This is a genomic window from Streptomyces sp. NBC_01235, from assembly GCF_035989285.1.
In the GTDB taxonomy this organism is placed as follows: Bacteria; Actinomycetota; Actinomycetes; order Streptomycetales; family Streptomycetaceae; genus Streptomyces.
Map to the genome: position 1 here is coordinate 10974033 of NZ_CP108513.1, position 17927 is coordinate 10991959.

The window sequence follows — 17927 nt, forward strand, 5'->3', positions numbered from 1 at the left end:
CATCAGCTGCAACAGTTCGTAGAGCCCCGACTCGAACGTTCTGACTGATCAGAGATGCTGTCTCGGGGACGTCCTGAGCGCCCTTCGGTAGCTGACCAGCACCACTCGATCTGGACGCAACAATGATGCATTTGATACAACGACGGGCATGGTCGCTGAGGCACCCGGTTCGGTGCGTCTTGCCCTGGCCCCGAACGTTGTCCTTCTGAACCCGGAGCCAGCGGTTTCCTCTGCAATGAAGGAAGGATGGGCTCGGCAGCAGTCCGCGCGGTTTCTTCAGGCTTCGACGATCCAGCCTCGGCTGCGTCTTATCCAACGGTTCGAGGAGTTCACGGGGTTGTACCCGTGGCAGTGGACTCCTGCCGATGGCGAGGCGTTCATCGTTCACCTGCGCAGCGGGTCCAAGCCGATCCAGTTGTCTACGGCTCGGGCGTACGAGGTGGCGATCGAGCTGTTCGTGGAGTTCCTGACGATCTACGCGTACGGCACCCGGCGGACCGAGTCCTCGAAGGTCGACCTGGTGGATCTGCGGCGGCACAGGAAGGCGCCGCAGTTCGGGACCGCCGGCAGCATGACCGTCCGGTATGGCAAATCCTCCAAGGGGACGCCGCCGAAGCGGCGGACCGTGCTTCTGGTCCCGGAGATGGACTGGGTAGTGGACGTGCTCGACGAGTGGGTGCACGAGATTCGCCCGCGGCTCTCGCCGGACCGGCACCCGGCCTTGTGGGTGACCGAGCGGGTCGGCCGCATGTCTCCGCGCTCGATCAACGAGGCGTTCGTGACGGCACGCCAGGACGCCGGCCTCGACGAGGACCTCGACCTGCACTGTCTGCGCCACAGCTACATCACGCATCTGACTGAGTTCGGCTATCCTGCCCGCTTTGTTCAAGAGCAGGTGGGCCACAGCCACGCTTCTACGACGGCCATCTATATGGGTGTCTCTGACGAGTACCGGAACCAGCTCCTGGAGGCTTCGCTGAAGCGTCGGCTGGGTGACGACTGGGACCTTAAATGATCAAGAAGATGGGCTACGAGTGGTGTCTGCGGGCCACGATGGCCGAGCACCAGATGTTCCAGACCTCGGACCTGGTGCCGCTCCTGGCGGAACGTGGCGTGACCTTGTCGCGTGAGCAGGTCTACCGCTTGGTGACGCAGCCGCCCCAGCGGATGAGCATGGATACCTTGGTCGCGCTGTGCGACATCTTCGGGTGCACCCCGAACGATCTCATCAAGCCGAAGGTGGTCAACGCCCAGGTCAAGAAGACCGCGGACGGACAGGCCGAGCCGCTGCCGCTGAAGGAGCGGCGGACCACGATCCGGCGCCCGGGACAACCGTGAGGCCGCTGACACCGGACCAGATCCGCTTGCGAGCCGAACTCGCCGCCGCACGGGAGCAGATCGTCGCGCTGCTGCGGTCAGCGGTGGGTGATTCCCTTGCCCCCGAACAGGCGCAGGCCGTGGCGGAGGAGGCGCGGGCCTGGCGTGGGGCGAACGCTTTCCGCCTGGTGCGCTATCTGTCCGAGCGGCCCGACGCTCTGAGTATGCCCCGTAGCGACTGCCCGACCTGTGTGGTGCGTTTGCTGGCCGCGCTGACCGCTGCCGGGCACGGGGACAAGGTCGTCCTGGTGGCCTGTGGCGACTGCGGACGGACCGACCCTCTTCCCACCAACAACGGACCGGAGGGGCGACTGTGTTCACGCTGCGCCGGCCGACGTGCCAAGAAGCCGTGCGCCCGCTGCGGCAAAGTGGCCGGCATCTACGCCCGCCGACCGGAGGGCGGTATCTGTAGTCCGTGCAGGAACAAGGAGGCGGACGCCAAGGAGGAATGCGTCGACTGCCGCCGGATGATGATTTCGTACCGGCGTCTGCCCGACGGCACCAGCCTCTGTCAGACCTGTGCTCCCAAGAACACGCAGACCTGTTGCCGTTGCGGTCGGGTACGCCGGGTCAACGCGCTGACCTCCGACGGGCCGGTCTGCGGCGGCTGCTACTCCAGCCCTGCCCGCCTGTGCGGTGTCTGCCGACGGGTCGTTCCCATCGTCGCCCGGGCCGACGGCACCAGGCCGGACACCTGCGACCGGTGCTACAAGCGACACGAGAAGACCTGCGTCGTCTGTGAACGGGTCCGCCCCGGCCACCACATCAACGGTGGCCGGGGCCCGTTCCACTGCGACACGTGCCGTCCTCGCGAAGAGTGCGCATGTGCGCTGTGCGGCCGAGTCGGGAAGGTCAAGGTCTTCTGGCCGCGCGGGCCGGTGTGCGGCTCCTGCTACAGAACAGCCCTGTCGACCCCGGCACCGTGCGCCTCGTGCAGTCGACATCGCATTCCGATCGGTCAGACGGCCGAGGGAAGCCTCTTGTGCAAGGCGTGCTCGTTGCCCGACGAACCGGTCGAGCGCTGTTCGGCCTGCGGTGAACCGGCGGACCTATACTCCGGCCACCACTGCCCCCGCTGCACCCTGGCCGCCCGCGTGAGCGAGCTGCTCTCCGTAGACGGTGCGAGCGTGCCCCAGCCGCTTAAACCCCTCGCCGTCGTTCTGACCGGCACGGAAAACCCCTACCGCGTCCTGCAGTGGCTTCGCCGAAGCCCCGCCGCCCACCTCCTGCGACGCCTGGCCCTCGATCCTGAAGCACTGAACCACGACTCCCTCGACACGCTGCCGCAACGAGCTGCCACCGCCTACGTGCGCGGGCTGCTCGTGGCCGCCGGCATTTTGCCGCCACGCGATGAGAATCTCGCCCTGCTCACCAACTGGGTCGCGCGGACCGTGGCCAAACTCCCAGCACGGCAAGCCAGTCTCATCCGTCCGTTCGCCGAGTGGCACATCATCCGCGACGCCCGCCGACGCTCAGCGCGCGGCCGTTACACCTATGCCGCGCACAAAGGCGACTGTGGCAACGTGCTCGCCGCCATCGACTTCCTGAACTGGCTCGACTCCCAGCACCTGAGTCTGCGCCGGCTCCAACAGCGACACCTAGACGTCTGGGCAATCGACCGGCCAACCCTGCGCTCCCGTTCGATCCCCTTCCTCCGCTGGAGCACCGCGCGACGCCTGTGCCCGCCCGGTCTGAGCATCGAGCACCCGGCCTCGCAACTCCCCGGCCACTTCCAAGCCGAGGACGAGGCCCGAAACGAGCTGTTGCGCTGCTTCAACGACACCATGTTGCCCCTGGACGTCCGCGTAGCCGCTGCTCTTGTACGCCTCTACGCCCTCCCCCTGACCCGCATCGTCGAACTCACCCACGACCACATCCGCCGCGACCAGGAGCACACCTACCTGACGGTCAGCCAGCACCCTTTCGTGCTCCCGCCGAAGTTCGCCCGTCTCATCGACGATCAGCTCCGGCACGGCACGCCCCGGCACAGCACCACGGCGGAGCATAGATACCTCCTACCGGGCCAAAGCCCTGGACGCCCGCGTAACCCCCTCGGCCTCGCCGACACACTGAGACAACACGGTCTGCCTGCCCGTGCAGCTCGGAACACCGCCATGATGGACGCCCTGGTAGACCTACCGCCTATGGTCATCGCCGACCTGCTTGGCATCCACCCCAAGACAGCCGAACGCTGGGCCACGCTCGCCGGCGAGAACTGGTCCGAATACGTGGCCTCGTTGACGTGACCGGGCCGGGCTACGGGGCTCTGTTCACCATGGCATTAACCGTTCACACTGCGGCGGACGTCTCCTCGACTCACTCGGCAACGCCAACACCCTCCCGTCGTACGGCATCGGGGTGGGCACGACTGCGGAGCACCTCGGTGGGGCCCGTCCGCTCGCCACCGTGGCGGACGACGAGGCCGGCGGCGCCCCCGAACAGCTGTGGGGTGAAACTGCGGTCAACGGGTGGAATGCCCGCCGGGCGTCGGTGCTGTCGTGGCTGGGCTGGTGTGCCGACCGAGGGTACGACGGCCCGCGGGTGCCGGGCTGGGTGAAGCGGATGCCGCCGGACCGAGGAGATCCGGGCCCGCTCGAAGATGCCGGTCGACCAGCTGATCGCCCGCCGTGACATCCACCTGCGGGAGCAAAGATGCTACGGCGGATGCTGTACGAGACGGTCGCGCGGTCGGAGGAGATTCTCGGCGTCAACAGCCACGGTCTCCGCCATCGCTTTCCCGCCGGTACTGGCTCCCCAGCTGGCCGTGGCTGCGCAGGGCACCCTCGCCGCCTCGGCCTCCGATACCCCGCTGTCGGCGGCGGACGACGCCTCGCGCCCGATACGCCCCCCAAGATCTGGCTCCAATCGGAGGAGAAGTACTTCCCGTACGACGTCGAGTCGTTCCTGGACAACACCCACGTCGAGATCCACAAGGACGACGACGATCCCAACCAGCAGTTCCGCGTGACGAACGAACCGCTGGGCTGCGACTCCTGCACCGACCCGCCATTCCTGTACGGACAGCAGCCCAAGGCTGGCGTGAACGGAGCGGTGCCGCTCTACGCCGAGTCGACCTGCTCGCCGCGCGGGCCCCGCGTCTGGACCGCGCCCTGAAGAAAAACGCCCGGAAGGGTGGCGACGTTGTGTTGCTCGACGGCACCCTCGTCCGCACCCGCCGACGCGCCGGGGACGAGCACCGGCCGAACTATTCGGGCAAGCACACGGCCCATGGCCTGCTGCTCCTCGCCCTGACCGACGAGTGTGGGCAACCTGGTCTGGATCTCAACCGGCGTCGGCCCCGCGATGCTCGCCACGGAAACTGACCCCGCTCGCCAAGACCGCCTGGACGTCCTCGGCGGCACGACAGCCACTCATCTGAGTCTGGGTGGGGGCTCGGATCAGCGGATCCGGGGGCAGCGCCTTGTCCGCGTGCGCTGTGTGCACGTGCTTGACGGTGATCTGGGGTGGATGCCGACGAGCAGTACGAGGCGGACCAGGTCGGCGATCTACCGGAGCCCATGAAGGATGCGGCTCGGCCAGACCCGACGGGCATTTCTACAAATGTCGAATGCCGGGCGGAGAATCCTCCGGCATCTGCTGGTGGTGGCTGGTTTCGGCCCAGCCGTACGGTCTGCGAACCGTCGGATTCCGCCCCTCCTGCTGAACACGGGAGAGGCCGGAGGCCAGCTGAGATCGGAGCTTTGAATGAGTGCAGCAGTCGCCTTTGTCGGGCTGGGGAACATCGGTGGGCGTGTGGTTGCCCATCTGGTGAAGGCCGGCCATGACGTGTCAGTTTTCGACCTGAACGCCGCCGCGGTCCAGGCCGCGGTGGAGGCGGGAGCCCGGTCGGCGGCGTCGGCTGCTCAGGCTGCCGAGGGCGCTGAAGCAGTCTTCCTGAGCCTGCCCACGCCGGCGATCGTGGAGGCGGTGGTCGGTGAGATCCTGCCGCGCGCCGCGAAGGGCGCGGTGATCGTCGACCACAGCACGATCGACCCGGACACCACCCGCAGGCTGGCGGCATCGGTTGCCAAGGAGGGCGTGAGCTTCCTGGACGCGCCGGTCAGCGGCGGAGTGCAGGGCGCGGAGGCCGGCACCCTCGCGATCATGGTGGGCGGTGACGAAGCCGCGCTGGAGAAGGTGCGCCCGCTTCTGGACACGTACGCCGGCAGTGTCGTGCGCATCGGTGACAGTGGCAGCGGCCAGGTCGTCAAGCTCGCCAACAACGTGATCACCGCCATCAACATCGTCGCGCTTGGCGAGGCGCTGACCACGGCCGTGCGTCAGGGCGTGGACCTCGATGTCGCGGTGAGCGTGCTGACGAAGAGCTCGGCCAACAGCAACGTGCTGTCCGGCTACTTCCCGCGCACGCTGTTCACCGCCGAGCGGCCCACCGGCTTCGCGCTGGACTTCATGCACAAGGACCTGGGCCTGTTCCTGGCCTCCGCCGCCTCGGGTCCGGTGCCGCTGCCGCTGTCGAACGCCGTGCGGGACCTGTTCTCGATCGGCCGCCAGCTGGGTCGTGGCGGCAAGGACTTCACCAGCGTCGTCGAGTTCTACGAGGACTTCGCCGGCATCCGTCTGCAGAGCAAGGAGAGCGGCAAGTGACCACCACCGGCATCGAGATTCCCTTCGTCCACCAGCTGATCGGCGGCGTGTGGGGGCCGGCGGACTCCGGCGAGTGGGCCGAGGTGGAGAACCCGGGGCGCCGCGAGGTCATCGCCCGCGTACCCGCGTCCGGGGCCTCGGACGTGGACCGCGCGGTGACCGCCGCGAAGCAGGCGTTCCCGGCCTGGCGGGTGCGGCCCGCGCGGGAGCGCGGCGCCCTGCTGATCAAGCTCGGCGACAAGATCGCCGAGCACCAGGAGGAGCTGGCACGGATCATCGCCTCGGAGACCGGCAACGCCCTGCGCACCCAGGCTCGTGGCGAGGCCGCCTCGGCGGTCGACATCTTCCGCTACTACGGGCAGGTTGCTTCCGAGCAGAAGGGCGAGACGCTCCCGCTCGGCGACGGTCTGCTGTCCTACACGGTGCGCGAGCCGCTGGGCGTGGTGGGCGGCATCGTGCCGTGGAACGCACCGGTGCAGCTGTCCGCGCTGAAGATCGCCATGTCGCTGTCCATGGGCAACACCCTCGTGCTCAAGGCCGCCGAGCTGGCCCCCTTGGGTGTGCTGCGGCTGGCGCAGTGGGCTGCGGAGATCCTGCCCGACGGGGTACTGAACGTGATCTCCGGTGCTGGTTCCGTGGCGGGCGCGCGGATCGCGTCCCACCCGGACATCGCGAAGCTGACGTTCACCGGCTCCACCGGGGTCGGGCGCAGCATCCTGGCGGCGGCCGCGGACCGGATCGTGCCGGTGACCCTGGAGCTGGGCGGCAAGTCCCCGGTCATCGTCTTCCCCGACTCCGACGACGACGCCACCGTAGACGGCGTGATCACGGGCATGCGATTCACGCGCCAGGGCCAGTCGTGCACCGCCGGCTCCCGCCTGTACCTGCACGAGGACATCTTCGACTCGTTCCTGGAGAAGCTGACCTCGAAGCTCGCCCAGTTGAAGATCGGTGACCCGCTGGACGAGGACAGCGACATCGGCGCCATCGTCAGCCAGACCCAGTACGACAAGATCTGCGGCTACATCCAGTCCGGCCTGGACAAGGGCGGCAAGCTGATCACCGGCGGCGTGCAGCGGCCGGTCGACCAGGACGGCTACTACGTCGCCCCGACGGTGATCAGCGGCGTCGGCGCCGACTGGGAGATCACCCGCGAAGAGGTCTTCGGCCCGGTCCTGGTCGTCATCCCCTGGCGTGACGAGGACGAGGTCGTCGAAGCTGCCAACGACTCCGCCTACGGCCTGGCCGGCTACGTGTGGTCGAAGAACATCGACCAGGCGCTGCGCACCGCCAACAAGCTTCAGGTGGGCTGGATCCAGATCAACCGCGGCGGCGGCCAGATCCCCGGCATGGCCTACGGCGGCATCAAGCAGTCCGGCCTGGGCCGCGAGTACTCCGTGGACGGCGCGCTGGAGAGCTTCACCCAGCACAAGAGCTTCACCATCGCCTACCAGGGCTGACGCTTTCCCGCGCGCCACCCGAACGCGCCTCTTATCAACCGTACGACGTCTGACAGGCGTCGCCGAAGCCCGGCCCCGCACCGGTCTGCTTGTTCATCACTCCGCTCCGGCGGTGCCTGTCAGCACGACGGCTCCGCCGTACCCGAAGGAGACCCTTCATGGGTACCACCACCCCCGAGTCGGCCCAGTGTGCCGAACTCACCGATGACGGGCTCGCTCAAAGCCTGACCAAGCGCCACATCCGGATGATCGCCGTCGGCGGCGCCATCGGCGTCGGCCTGTTCCTGGGCGCCGGCGGCGGCATCGCCAAGGCCGGGCCCGCCCTGATCGGCGTGTACGCGATCACCGGCGTGTTCATCTACATCATCATGCGCGCCCTGGGCGAACTGCTCATCTACCGCCCTGTCAGCGGCAGCTTCGCCGAGTACGCGCGTGAGTTCATGGGCCCGGCCTACGGCTTCATCACCGGCTGGGGCTACTGGACGACCTGGACGGTGATCGGCATGGCCGAGATCACCGCAGCGGGCATCTACGTGCACTACTGGTTCCCCTCCATCCCGCAGTACGTCACCGCGCTGGTCGTCCTGGTGGCGTTGGTGCTGTTGAACCTGCTGAAGGTGGGGGCGTTCGGCGAGGCCGAGTTCTGGTTCGCGTCCATCAAGATCGTGGCGATCCTCGGTCTGATCGTCGGTGGCACGCTGGTCGCCGTCTTCAGCATCGGCGACGCCGGCGCGAACAGCACCATCGCCCACTTGTGGAACCATGGAGGCTCAGCCCCGAACGGCTGGATGGCCGTCCTGCTCGCCTTCCAGATCGTGGTCTTCTCCTACCAGGGTGTCGAGCTGATCGGCATGACGGCCGCAGAGACCAAGGACCGCGAGAAGGTACTGCCCAAGGCCATCAACTCCATCCCGTGGCGGATCGGGATCTTCTACGTCGGCTCCCTGCTCGTGCTGCTGACGCTGTTCCCCTGGACCGAGTTCAACGCGGGCGAGAGCCCCTTCGTCAAGGCCCTCACCCACATCGGCCTGCCGGCCGCCGGCAGCATCATGAACTTCGTCGTTCTGACCTCCGCCCTGTCCTCCTGCAGCTCGGGCCTGTTCAGCAACGGCCGTCTGCTCAAGCGGCTGGCCTCCGACGGCGTCGCGCCCTCCCGGTTCGCGACCGTCAACAAGGGCCACGTGCCCGCCGCGGCCATCCTGGCCTCGGGCAGCGCCATGATGATCGGCGTCCTGGTCAACGCGGTCGTCCCTGACCAGGCGTTCATCTACATCTCCTCCGTCGCCACCCTCGGCGCGATCTGGAGCTGGCTGGTCATCATCGTCTGCCACATGATCTACCGCCGCCGTCTCGCCCGCGGCGAGGTCCACGAGAGCTGGTTCAGACTGCCGTTCGCCACCCCACTGAGCTGGCTCGTGATCGCCTTCCTCACCTTCGTCACCGTCCTCCTCGGCTTCGACCCCGACAACCGCATCGCCCTGTACGCGCTGCCGGTGTGGGCGGCTGCCCTGATGGGCGGCTACCTGTACGCCAAGCCGAAGATAGCCGCCCGTGAGGCAGCCGCTGCCCCGGCCGCCGGTGAACTGCTCACCGACCTACCGGCCGTCGTCGCCGGCACCGGCGACGAACCCACGACGCGCCTCGCGGACTGACCTGCCGGGCTGCCAGGGGTCGGCCCGGCAGCCCGGCCCCACAACTGTCGCCGCCGCACCGGTGACACGCGGGCCTGTCCCCTTGGCCCGCGCTGGCGGGCTGCCGAACCACGGCGGCAGCCCGCCACCAGCCTCCCCCTCCCTCCGGCAAGGAGCCTCTCCTCGTGAACGCCCACCCGCACTCCGCCATCGCCCCCTGGTCCGATGCCGCCAGCCGGCAGCGGCTGCACGAACTGGAGACCCTGCACCGCGAGGAAGGAGCGACAGCCGTCGCCGAAGCGGTCAGCCGCACACTCGACGCCTACCACTACCGCATGGCCACCGAAGGTCTCGTCCTGTACGCCGGGACGAACGTGCTCTCCCCGGCCGTGCGCGCCGCCCACGACGGTGCCCTGTCCACTCGCCCCGCGCTCGGCTGGCCCGGCGGCAAGCTCCAGACCGGCGTGGAGGAAATCGAGGCCCTCGAAGTCATCGCCGCCACCCAGGTCGCCCGCGCGATGCGCGCCACCTACGCCGAGGTCCGGTTCCTGACCGCGACCATGGCCAACCTCGCCCTGTACAGCGCCTTCACCCAGCCCGGCGACAGCATCGCCGTGCTCTCTCCCGAGGCCGGCGGCCACGCCAGCCACCACGCCCACGCCACCGCCGGCGTGCGCGGCCTGAACGTCGCCTACCTGCCCTACAACAGCAGTGACTTCGACGTCGACACCCGTGTCCTGGACGTCTTCCTCACCACCCACCGGCCCAAGCTGATCCTGGTCGGCGGCAGCGTCACCCTCTTCCCGCACCGGCTCGGCGTGCTGCGCGAGGCCGCCGACCGCATCGGTACGCTGCTGGTCTACGACGCCTCTCACGCCGCCGGGCTCATCGCCGCCGGATACGTCCAGGATCCGCTCGCCGAAGGCGCCCACATCGTCACCTTCTCCACCTACAAGACCTTCGCCGGCCCCGCAGGCGGCGCCGCCGTCACCAACGACCCACATCTGGCCGAAGCCATCTCCCAGGCCGCCTACCCGGTCCTCACCTCCAACTACGACCCGGCCCGGCTCGGCCCGCTGGCCATCGCCGCAGCCGAGGCCGTCGAACAGCAGCCGTCCTGGGCCGCACCGACCATCACAGCCGCCCAGCACCTGGCCTCGCACCTGGCAGGACACGGCTACACGATCCTCGGTGCCGACCGCGGCTACACGCGTACCCACCAGGTCGTCATCGACGCCACGGCTGTGGGCGGCGGAGGCGGCTCGGTCGCCCGCCTGGCCGCCCACGGCATCTACGCCGGCACCTGCCGCCTGCCCGGCCAGCTGCCCGACGCCCCCGCCCAGGGCATCCGGCTCGGCACCCAGGAAATCGTCCGGCGCGGAGCCGACAACGCCACGATGCCCCACGTCGCCACCGTCATCCACCGCGCCCTGACCAACACGGGACCCGCCACCACCGAGGCAGCGGCCGAGCTGCGGGCCGGCCTCGGACCCGATCTGTGGACCGTTCCCCAGCACGTGCAGCCCGTGTAGCTCAGTGCCTCCCGCATGCCGCGACCCTAGCCTGACCAGCACGGGCAGCACGCACCACAACCCCGCCCGGCACCTCGCCCCACCTCTGCCCACCACGACCCAAGGGACAGCGCGGCATGGCCACCAGCGACATCCAGGACATCGTCGACGAGATCGCCACCACCCTCGGCAAGGGCATCTCCGTCGACGACCTCAGCGGCCGTCTGGTCACCTACAGCGTCCAGCAGGGCCGCGCCGACGAGGCCCGCATCCGCACCCTGCTGACCCGCTCTGTCCCCGCCGACATCCGTGCCTGGCAGGACCGGCACGGCATCCCCGCCGCCACCAAGCCCGTCGAACTGCCGCCCAATGCGGACCTGGGCATGCGCGCCCGCCTCTGCGTCCCCCTGATGCACCACGGTGTGAAGACCGGCATCCTGTGGATCCTGCAGTCCGACGACACCTGGTCAGCCCCCGCCGTCCTCGGCCAAGTGGCTCAGCTCAGCGAGCAGATCAACACCCTGGCCGCCCTCCAGTACGACAAGGCCGACCCACAGCTGGAAGAACGCCGCAACCGCGAAGCCATCTTCCGGCACGGCTGCCAGGCCGACCCCGCCGCGTTTGAGGACCTCAGAACCTGGCCGGCGCTCTACGCGCTGGACACGGTGCACGTCCTAGTGTTCCTGCCCACCGCCGCCCACGACACGGCACGCCGCAGCGACATCGAGACCGCACAACTGCGCGTGGCCCTGCACCAGACCCTGGCCGCCCACAGCCACGTCCTCGCATCGTCCGTGCAGGACACCCACACCACCGTGCTGATCCGCTCCAGCCACGGCGCCGACGCCCCGGCCCAGCTCCACCGCGACCTCTCCGCCGCAACCACCACGGCCCACACCGGCACACAGCATCCGGTGTTCGCCGGCGTCAGCAGCCCTCTGAAGAACCTGGACCGCCTTCCCGACGCCTACCGGCAGGCCGTCATCGCCGCCCAGGCCGCCACCGTCGACCCTGAGATCGGCCCCCTGCCCGACTGGGACGACATCGGCCCCTACCGCTTCATCGCCCGGAACCTCTCCCGGGACCCCATCCACCAATCCGAGCTCTACCGCCAGCTGGCTGCCGCCGACCCCACCGGCGAACTCCTCCACACCCTGGAGGTCTACTACGACAGCGCCAGCGTCAACCAGGTCGCCCAACGCCTCCACCTGCACCGCACCAGCCTCTACTACCGGCTCGGCCGCATCAAAGACGCCATCGGCACCGACCCCCTCGACGGCCCCACTCGCCTCGAACTCCACCTGGCCATCAAAACCGCCCGCTGGATGCGCCGCCCCCGCATCTGACCCCCAGACCGCTGCCGGCCTCTCCCGCACCGTCCCGCCCTGACAGCGGGAGGCACCGGCAGCCCCACCACCAACCCGAGATGCGCCCGCATCCCCAAACAGAGAGGGACCGTGCTCGACGTGAAGGTCGGCATCCCCCGCGAGGTCAAGAACAAGGAGTCCGCGTGGCCATCACCCCCGCCGGCGTGCACGACGCGGGGCGCCGGCGGCCGGCAGGCCGACGACCTCCAGCACCCACCGGCTCACGGTGGTGCGGTGCACCGTCCCCCGTCGGCCAGACCGCCGGGCCGCTGGTCACGGAGCAGCACCGCCAGCACGGCCGCGCGGGGTGAGACCGAACAGGACGAGTGTGAGCCAGCGGGCGCGAGCTGCCGGTGGGCGGTCGGCGGGCGCGGTGGCAAAGAGTAGATAGATGTCCGCGACGCTGACGTCGGGGTGGAGGTCGCCGTCGGACTGGGCGGCCTGGATGAGAGTCGTCAGGGCCGCGCCGGCGCGGTCCTCGTCGGCCTTGTCGTCCGGGGTGGCGCCCAGCATCTGAGTGGCGGCCTTCACGGCGTGGTTGGTCGCCACTTCCTCGGTGAGCCGGGTCAGGAAGCCGGTGATCTCGTCCCACGCGTGTGCTCCCGATGCGACGCGCGCGCAGGCGGCCTCGGCGTCGTCGGCCACCTGTGCGACGAACTCCTCGACGACGGCCGCGACCAGGTCGGTCTTGGTGGGGAAGTGGCGGTACAAGGTGCCCACGGCCACACCCGCCGCGGCGGCGATCTCGTCCATTCCGATGTCCGGGCCGTGTGCTGTCACCTGCTCACGAGCTGCGGCGAGGATTTTCTTACGGTTGCGCACCGCGTCGGCCCGCGGTGCCCGGCCTTCGGTCATGGTCTCTCCCTGAACGGTCCACGCGCGACTTGCCAAAAGGTGAACGGCGGTTCATGATGACTGTGAACCACGGTTCATCTTAGCTCCCGAGACGGAGACGGATGCAGAGGGGAGAGGCGCGTGACCGACAAGGTGTGGTTCATGACCGGCTGCTCGCGCGGATTCGGCCGGCTGTGGGCAGAGGCCGCCCTGAGACGGGGTGACCGGGTCGTCGCGACGGCGCGCGAGGAGAGCCGGCTCAAGCCGCTGGCCGAGGCGTTCCCCGACTCTGCGCTGGTCCTGCCGCTGGATGTCACCCGGCGCAGTGCCGTGTTCGACGCCGTGGCCGCCGCCCACCAGCACTTCGGGCGCCTCGACGTGATCGTCAACAACGCGGGCTACGGCTTGCGCGGCGCCGTCGAGGAGGTTCAGGAGGCCGACGTCCGGGAGCTGCTCGACACCAACCTGCTCGGGGCGCTGTGGGTGACGCAGGCAGCGCTGCCCTTCCTGCGCGAGCAGGGAAGTGGCCATCTCCTGTCGGTGTCCAGCCTGGCCGGGCTGATCGGCGAGCCGACCCTCGGCCTGTACAACGCCTCCAAATGGGCGCTGGAAGGCATGATGGACGCCCTGTCGCGAGAAGTCGCCCACCTCGGCATCAAGGTGACCCTCATCGAACCCGGGCCCTACGCCACCGAGTTCGCCAGCGCCGGTTCCCTCAAGCAGTCAGCCGAGATCCCCGCCTACGACGAGGCTCGCCGGGCCCTGCTCGCGGGCTTCGATCCCGCAGACCTCGCGGACCCGGCCGCGACACCGCAGGCCGTGCTCGCGGCCGTCGACGCCGATGCGCCGCCGCTGCGGCTCATCCTGGGCAGGACGGTACTGCCGAAGGTCCGCGGCCACTACGACGCGCGGCTGTCCACGTGGGACGCATGGACCCACGTCTCCGAACGCGCACACGGCAACCCCTAGCAGCCTGAGCCTTCCTGGCCGCCCCCAAGACTGGAGAACAACAATCATGAAAGCAGTCGTGTACCGCGAGAACGGCGGGCCTGACGTACTCAGCTATGAGGAGATCGCCGACCCAGTACCCGGCGACCACGAGGTGCTGATCAGGGTCGAGGCGATCAGCATCGAGGGCGGCGACCTGCTGACCAGGCTGATGATGCCCCTCCCGCGAAGCCCCCATGTCGTCGGCTACGGCAGTGCGGGCACGGTGATAGCCGTCGGCGAACAGGTGACCGATCTCCGAGTCGGCCAGCGCGTGAGCGCCTTCGGCGAGCACGGATCACATGCGGAACTCCGGGCGGTGCGGGCAGACCATTGCTGGGTCCTGCCCGACGGCGCCGACGCGGCAGCGGCGGCGTGCGTGCCGGTCGCGTTCGGAACCGCCTACGAGGCACTGTTCGAGCACGGCAGTCTCACCGCCGACAGCACGGTGCTGGTGCAGGGCGCGGCGGGAGGTGTCGGTCTCGCGGCGGTGCAGCTCGCGGCGAAGGCCGGGGCGCGGGTGATCGGGACAGGTTCGAGCCACGAGCAACTTGACGCACTGCGCCGACTCGGCCTCCACGACGGCATCGACTATCGCACCGAAGACGTGCGCCGGCGCGTCCTCGAACTCACGGACGGCATCGGCGTCGACCTGGCCCTGGATCCCGTTGGCGGGCCCATGACGCAGCAGGTGATCCATGCTACGCGCCAGGGGGGCACGGTGGTCTTCCTCGGGGCGTCGGCCAGGGAGGCGTCGATGGTCGATGCGACCACGCTCCTCCTGGGCAACTGCACCCTGAGCGGCTTCAGCCTCAGCCCGATGATCCACACGCCGCGCGTGCGTGCCTACATCGCCGACATCATCCGCCGGGTCGCCGAAGGCGACCTCGACGTGGTCGTCGACCGGGTGTTCCCGCTCGCCGACGCCGCCGACGCGCATCGCTACGCCGAGCAGCGCGGTCGTATCGGCCGGGTGGTGATGGTGCCGTGACGGCCCGGCGGCAACGACGACCGTAATCGACGATCAGGGAAAAGAGAAAAGGAAGTGGCACTGCCCATGGAAACTCGCTCAGATGAGGAAACTGGCATCAGCTCGGTGACCGTCGACATCTCCGTCGAAGCCAGCGCGGCCTTCACCTGGGATGTCATACGCGACATCTACGCGGTGAACACGCGGCTCATCCCAGGGTTCGCGGTCACTGTCGAACGGGGGCCGGACAGCAGAATCGTGACCTTCGCCGATGGTATGAGGGCCACGGAGCGCATCGCCGAACTCGACGACGACGCTCGACGGCTTCGATACCAGGTGACTGACAGCACCGTGACGCACCATCTGGGAACCCAGGTTGTGCGCGAGGACGACACGGGTGTCCATCTCGTGTGGACGACCGAGTTCGCACCCGCATCACTCCTCGACTACACCACCACGAACATGCGCGCCGCCGCGGAACTCATGAAAACAACGATCGACACCGCGTACGCCAACCAGCGATGAATTACCGTCCTCATTGCCTCGCGCCACGCGGTCTCCTCTAAAGGCCCGCACCAGCGCGGTCACCCACTTCGGATCCGTGCGGCCGGGGGCCTCCCCACGTCGCCTTCAGTGAGAAGCCGCTCAACGGATAACGGACGTGCAGATCGAACAGGGTTCCTGGCCGGGTGACCTTCCGGGCACGGGCCGAACTGGTCCGTCTTGCGGTCGCCGCGTCCGTAGACGTGGCAGAACAGCCGGTCGTCGCTGGTCGGGGCGTCCGGGCGGAGCCAGTTGCTGACATCCACGGCCAGCACGATCCGCCCGTCGGCCGCCCTGGGCAGCGGCAGGCCGGCCAGCGTGCGGCGCAACCGCGTCGGCTCCAGCCAGCCCCGGTCCAACGCGGCATACAGGGCGCCGCGCCCGCGTCGGTGCTCGACCGCCAGACAGAGCTCGACCAGAGTCTTCACCGGCCCGTCCGTGCACAAGATCGCGTCCGTGAGCTCGAAGAGCGCGTCCTGGCGGGCGTAGAGGCATTCGTAGAACTCGACCCGAAAGCGGGACAGGATGCCCAATGCGTCGCCTGCGGGCGCGTCGACCGGGAGACTCATACGCAGCGGCCGTTCTCTCGTGCTTCGTGACTCGACATCTCGAAGCGTGGAGAACGGCCGCCCCTGCTGTCCCGGGAAGAACCGCAGATCAGCAGGTCGGGTGACCTGCGAGGATAAACGCCAAGCTTACGACCTCGTGCACGGTTGGCCGTGGCTCAGCGTTCAGGTTGCTCGTTGAACGGGGCATGGTGGGGGCTGGGGCGCGTGAGTTGATCGTGGCGGAGTACCGGATCACCGGGTTGTCGCCGACGGTGATCGCTGAACTCGTTGCTGAAGTAGGGCCGTTGTGGCAGGAGCTGCATCAGGCCCGGCTTACCGCTCGGCCACGGCAGCGGGCGGTAGGAGCCGGGGCGAAGCACAAGTTCGTCTTCATCGATCGGCTGTTGGCCACGCTGGTGAGTCTGCGCCACGGCACCACGCACGACGTGCTGCCCTCCTGGTTCGGCGTGGACCGCTCCACCATCACCCGCGCCATCGGCGAGGTGCGGCCCCTGCTGGCGCAACGGGGCTGCACTGTCGCCCGGGGCATCCGGCTTCGCACTCTCGCCGAGGTCATCGAGTACCTGGGCGCCGGCGGGACCGGCATTATCGACGGCACGGAGGTCCGCGTGCGACGCCCAGCCGCAGGCCGAAAGGGCCGGGACAAATTCGTCTCCGGCAAGACCAAACAGAACGCCGTGAAGTCCATGATCCTCACGGACGCCGAGGGGCGCGTACTGTTCTGCAGCCCGGTCCGGCGCGGCAGTTGCGCCGACATCACCCAGGCCCGACAGCTGGGACTGGCCCATCTCGTGGCCGACGGCCCTTTCCTCGAGATCCTCGCGGACGCCGGCTATCAGGGCATGGGCGCGCAGACCGGCGGACGCGTGCTGACACCACCACATCGCAAGTTCAAGAAGAACGCTCCAGCCTGGTACGAGGAAAGGCACGAGCAGCAACGCAAGGCACACTCCTCACGACGCATCCGCGTCGAGCACGGCATCGCACACCTCAAGAACTGGCGGGCTCTCGCCCGGCACCTTGGCCGCCGTGAGCACATAAGTGACATCGTCCAAGCTGTCGCCGCACTGCTCTCACACCAGCAGACCGCCACCCTCGGCCACGGCCTTCGAGCGTGAAAACCGACCACAGCACCCACCTCGACGGGCCACCGCCAACCGTGCACGAGGTCGTTAGCCCACACCCCTTATGAGACATGGCAGTTGTGCGCAGAGCCTGTTTCTGAACCGGGTGCTTCGGTCGTGCGTGTCAGCGCTTGATCCCGTCACTGTGTGGTCATGCTGGGGGACAGTGGTGCCGTAGATGACAGAGGTTCGGGACGAAAGCCGTCAGGCAGACAGCAGGTAGCGCACCGCCGTCTCTGCCAGATCAGCGATGAAGGCGTCGTCCTCGACAGTTGCAGGCCTGGCAAATCCCGGGCCGTAGGCGACACGGATGACCGACGCGGCGAAGACGGTGCTGAAGCAGGAGTGCACCGCAGTCTCGACATCGGGGAGCGTGATGGCGTCCGCCATCCGAAGGACCACCTTGGCGAATCCGTTCCCGAGCTCCTGGCTGTAGCGGGAACCTCGGCGCCGGATCTCAGGATGTGACGCGGAGGTCAGGACGACGGCCCGTAGGAATCGTTCGTGGCGCAGGAACATGCCGATCGTTTCGGCCACTGCTGCGCGGACGAGTTCGGCAGCGGACAGGTCTGCCCATCGGCTGTTGTCGGAGAAGACCTGCTGCTCCGCGCGCAGGTGCTGGATGCCGTGCTCGTAGACGGCAAGGAAAAGAGCGTCCTTGCTGGTTGTGCGGGCATAGATGGCCGGCGGCGCGACCCCGGCCCGCTCACATACGGCGGCGATGGTGAACGCCTCGTACCCGCCGTCCTCCAGGATCGACACTCCGGCATCGAGCACCCGGTTCCACGCCTCGCGACTGCGACGCTGCCTGGGCGGCCGGATCTCCAAATCGGCCGCTTGCGCTGCTTGGGCCTCGCCCATGACCTCAGCCTCTCGTTCCCCGGGTGCGTGCACAGGTCTTGACCGAACCGTAGTCCACACTACAGTCTGCGGCTAACAGTAGCGCTTG

14 protein-coding genes and 2 pseudogenes are annotated in these 17927 nt (G+C 68.5%); 13 read left to right on the top strand and 3 right to left on the bottom strand.

The annotated features are described in order from the left end of the window. The first annotated feature begins 148 nt into the window (after window positions 1-148). The 9 genes and pseudogenes from OG289_RS49120 to OG289_RS49160 all read left to right on the top strand — a co-directional run bounded on the left by OG289_RS49120 (window position 149) and on the right by OG289_RS49160 (window position 11930). Complete coding sequence (locus OG289_RS49120; protein ID WP_327320492.1) at window positions 149-1015, top strand: tyrosine-type recombinase/integrase; 867 nt, start codon at window positions 149-151, stop codon at window positions 1013-1015. After that, complete coding sequence (locus OG289_RS49125; protein ID WP_326763422.1) at window positions 1012-1338, top strand: helix-turn-helix domain-containing protein; 327 nt, start codon at window positions 1012-1014, stop codon at window positions 1336-1338. The genes OG289_RS49120 and OG289_RS49125 overlap by 4 nt, the downstream gene beginning before the upstream one ends. Further along, window positions 1335-3623 carry an XRE family transcriptional regulator gene (locus OG289_RS49130; RefSeq protein WP_327320493.1) on the top strand — a complete coding sequence of 763 codons (2289 nt, stop codon included), beginning with the start codon at window positions 1335-1337 and terminating at the stop codon, window positions 3621-3623. The genes OG289_RS49125 and OG289_RS49130 overlap by 4 nt, the downstream gene beginning before the upstream one ends. A gap of 29 nt (window positions 3624-3652) precedes the next feature. Next, window positions 3653-4101: pseudogene (locus OG289_RS49135) on the top strand (site-specific integrase); the annotation flags it as partial. Between the two features lie 981 nt (window positions 4102-5082). Further along, window positions 5083-5982: an NAD(P)-dependent oxidoreductase gene (locus tag OG289_RS49140; protein ID WP_327320494.1), complete on the top strand. Its 900-nt coding sequence runs from the start codon at window positions 5083-5085 to the stop codon at window positions 5980-5982. Beyond that, window positions 5979-7442, top strand: coding sequence for an aldehyde dehydrogenase family protein (locus OG289_RS49145; RefSeq protein ID WP_327320495.1), 1464 nt, complete (start codon window positions 5979-5981; stop codon window positions 7440-7442). The genes OG289_RS49140 and OG289_RS49145 overlap by 4 nt, the downstream gene beginning before the upstream one ends. Before the next feature lie 158 nt (window positions 7443-7600). Continuing rightward, on the top strand, window positions 7601-9094 hold the full coding sequence (locus tag OG289_RS49150; RefSeq protein ID WP_327320496.1) for an amino acid permease: 1494 nt from the start codon (window positions 7601-7603) through the stop codon (window positions 9092-9094). A gap of 164 nt (window positions 9095-9258) precedes the next feature. Next, window positions 9259-10605 carry a DegT/DnrJ/EryC1/StrS family aminotransferase gene (locus OG289_RS49155; RefSeq protein ID WP_327320497.1) on the top strand — a complete coding sequence of 449 codons (1347 nt, stop codon included), beginning with the start codon at window positions 9259-9261 and terminating at the stop codon, window positions 10603-10605. A 116-nt stretch (window positions 10606-10721) separates the two neighbouring features. Further along, on the top strand, window positions 10722-11930 hold the full coding sequence (locus OG289_RS49160) for a PucR family transcriptional regulator (RefSeq protein WP_327320499.1): 1209 nt from the start codon (window positions 10722-10724) through the stop codon (window positions 11928-11930). 294 nt (window positions 11931-12224) lie between these two features. Here the strand turns inward: OG289_RS49160 and OG289_RS49165 are convergent, their stop codons facing one another. Further along, window positions 12225-12806 (bottom strand): TetR/AcrR family transcriptional regulator, encoded by a 582-nt coding sequence (locus OG289_RS49165; RefSeq protein WP_327320500.1) that lies wholly within the window; start codon window positions 12804-12806, stop codon window positions 12225-12227. A gap of 120 nt (window positions 12807-12926) precedes the next feature. On the opposite strand from OG289_RS49165, the gene OG289_RS49170 reads away from it, so the two are divergent. The 3 genes from OG289_RS49170 to OG289_RS49180 all read left to right on the top strand — a co-directional run bounded on the left by OG289_RS49170 (window position 12927) and on the right by OG289_RS49180 (window position 15267). Next, the gene (locus OG289_RS49170) at window positions 12927-13754 is read left to right on the top strand and encodes an SDR family NAD(P)-dependent oxidoreductase (RefSeq protein WP_327320501.1); all 828 of its coding nucleotides are present in this window, start codon (window positions 12927-12929) and stop codon (window positions 13752-13754) included. Window positions 13755-13800: 46 nt separating this feature from the next. After that, window positions 13801-14763: a quinone oxidoreductase family protein gene (locus OG289_RS49175; RefSeq protein WP_327320502.1), complete on the top strand. Its 963-nt coding sequence runs from the start codon at window positions 13801-13803 to the stop codon at window positions 14761-14763. A 105-nt stretch (window positions 14764-14868) separates the two neighbouring features. Further along, the gene (locus tag OG289_RS49180; RefSeq protein ID WP_327320503.1) at window positions 14869-15267 is read left to right on the top strand and encodes an SRPBCC family protein; all 399 of its coding nucleotides are present in this window, start codon (window positions 14869-14871) and stop codon (window positions 15265-15267) included. 179 nt (window positions 15268-15446) lie between these two features. Here OG289_RS49180 and OG289_RS49185 read toward each other — a convergent pair. Next, a pseudogene (locus OG289_RS49185) lies at window positions 15447-15818 on the bottom strand (transposase); the annotation flags it as partial. A gap of 251 nt (window positions 15819-16069) precedes the next feature. Here OG289_RS49185 and OG289_RS49190 point away from each other — a divergent pair. Further along, window positions 16070-16972 carry a transposase family protein gene (locus OG289_RS49190; RefSeq protein WP_327320504.1) on the top strand — a complete coding sequence of 301 codons (903 nt, stop codon included), beginning with the start codon at window positions 16070-16072 and terminating at the stop codon, window positions 16970-16972. A gap of 210 nt (window positions 16973-17182) precedes the next feature. Here OG289_RS49190 and OG289_RS49195 read toward each other — a convergent pair whose 3' ends face one another. Beyond that, window positions 17183-17839: a TetR/AcrR family transcriptional regulator gene (locus tag OG289_RS49195; RefSeq protein ID WP_327320505.1), complete on the bottom strand. Its 657-nt coding sequence runs from the start codon at window positions 17837-17839 to the stop codon at window positions 17183-17185. Window positions 17840-17927: the final 88 nt, after the last annotated feature.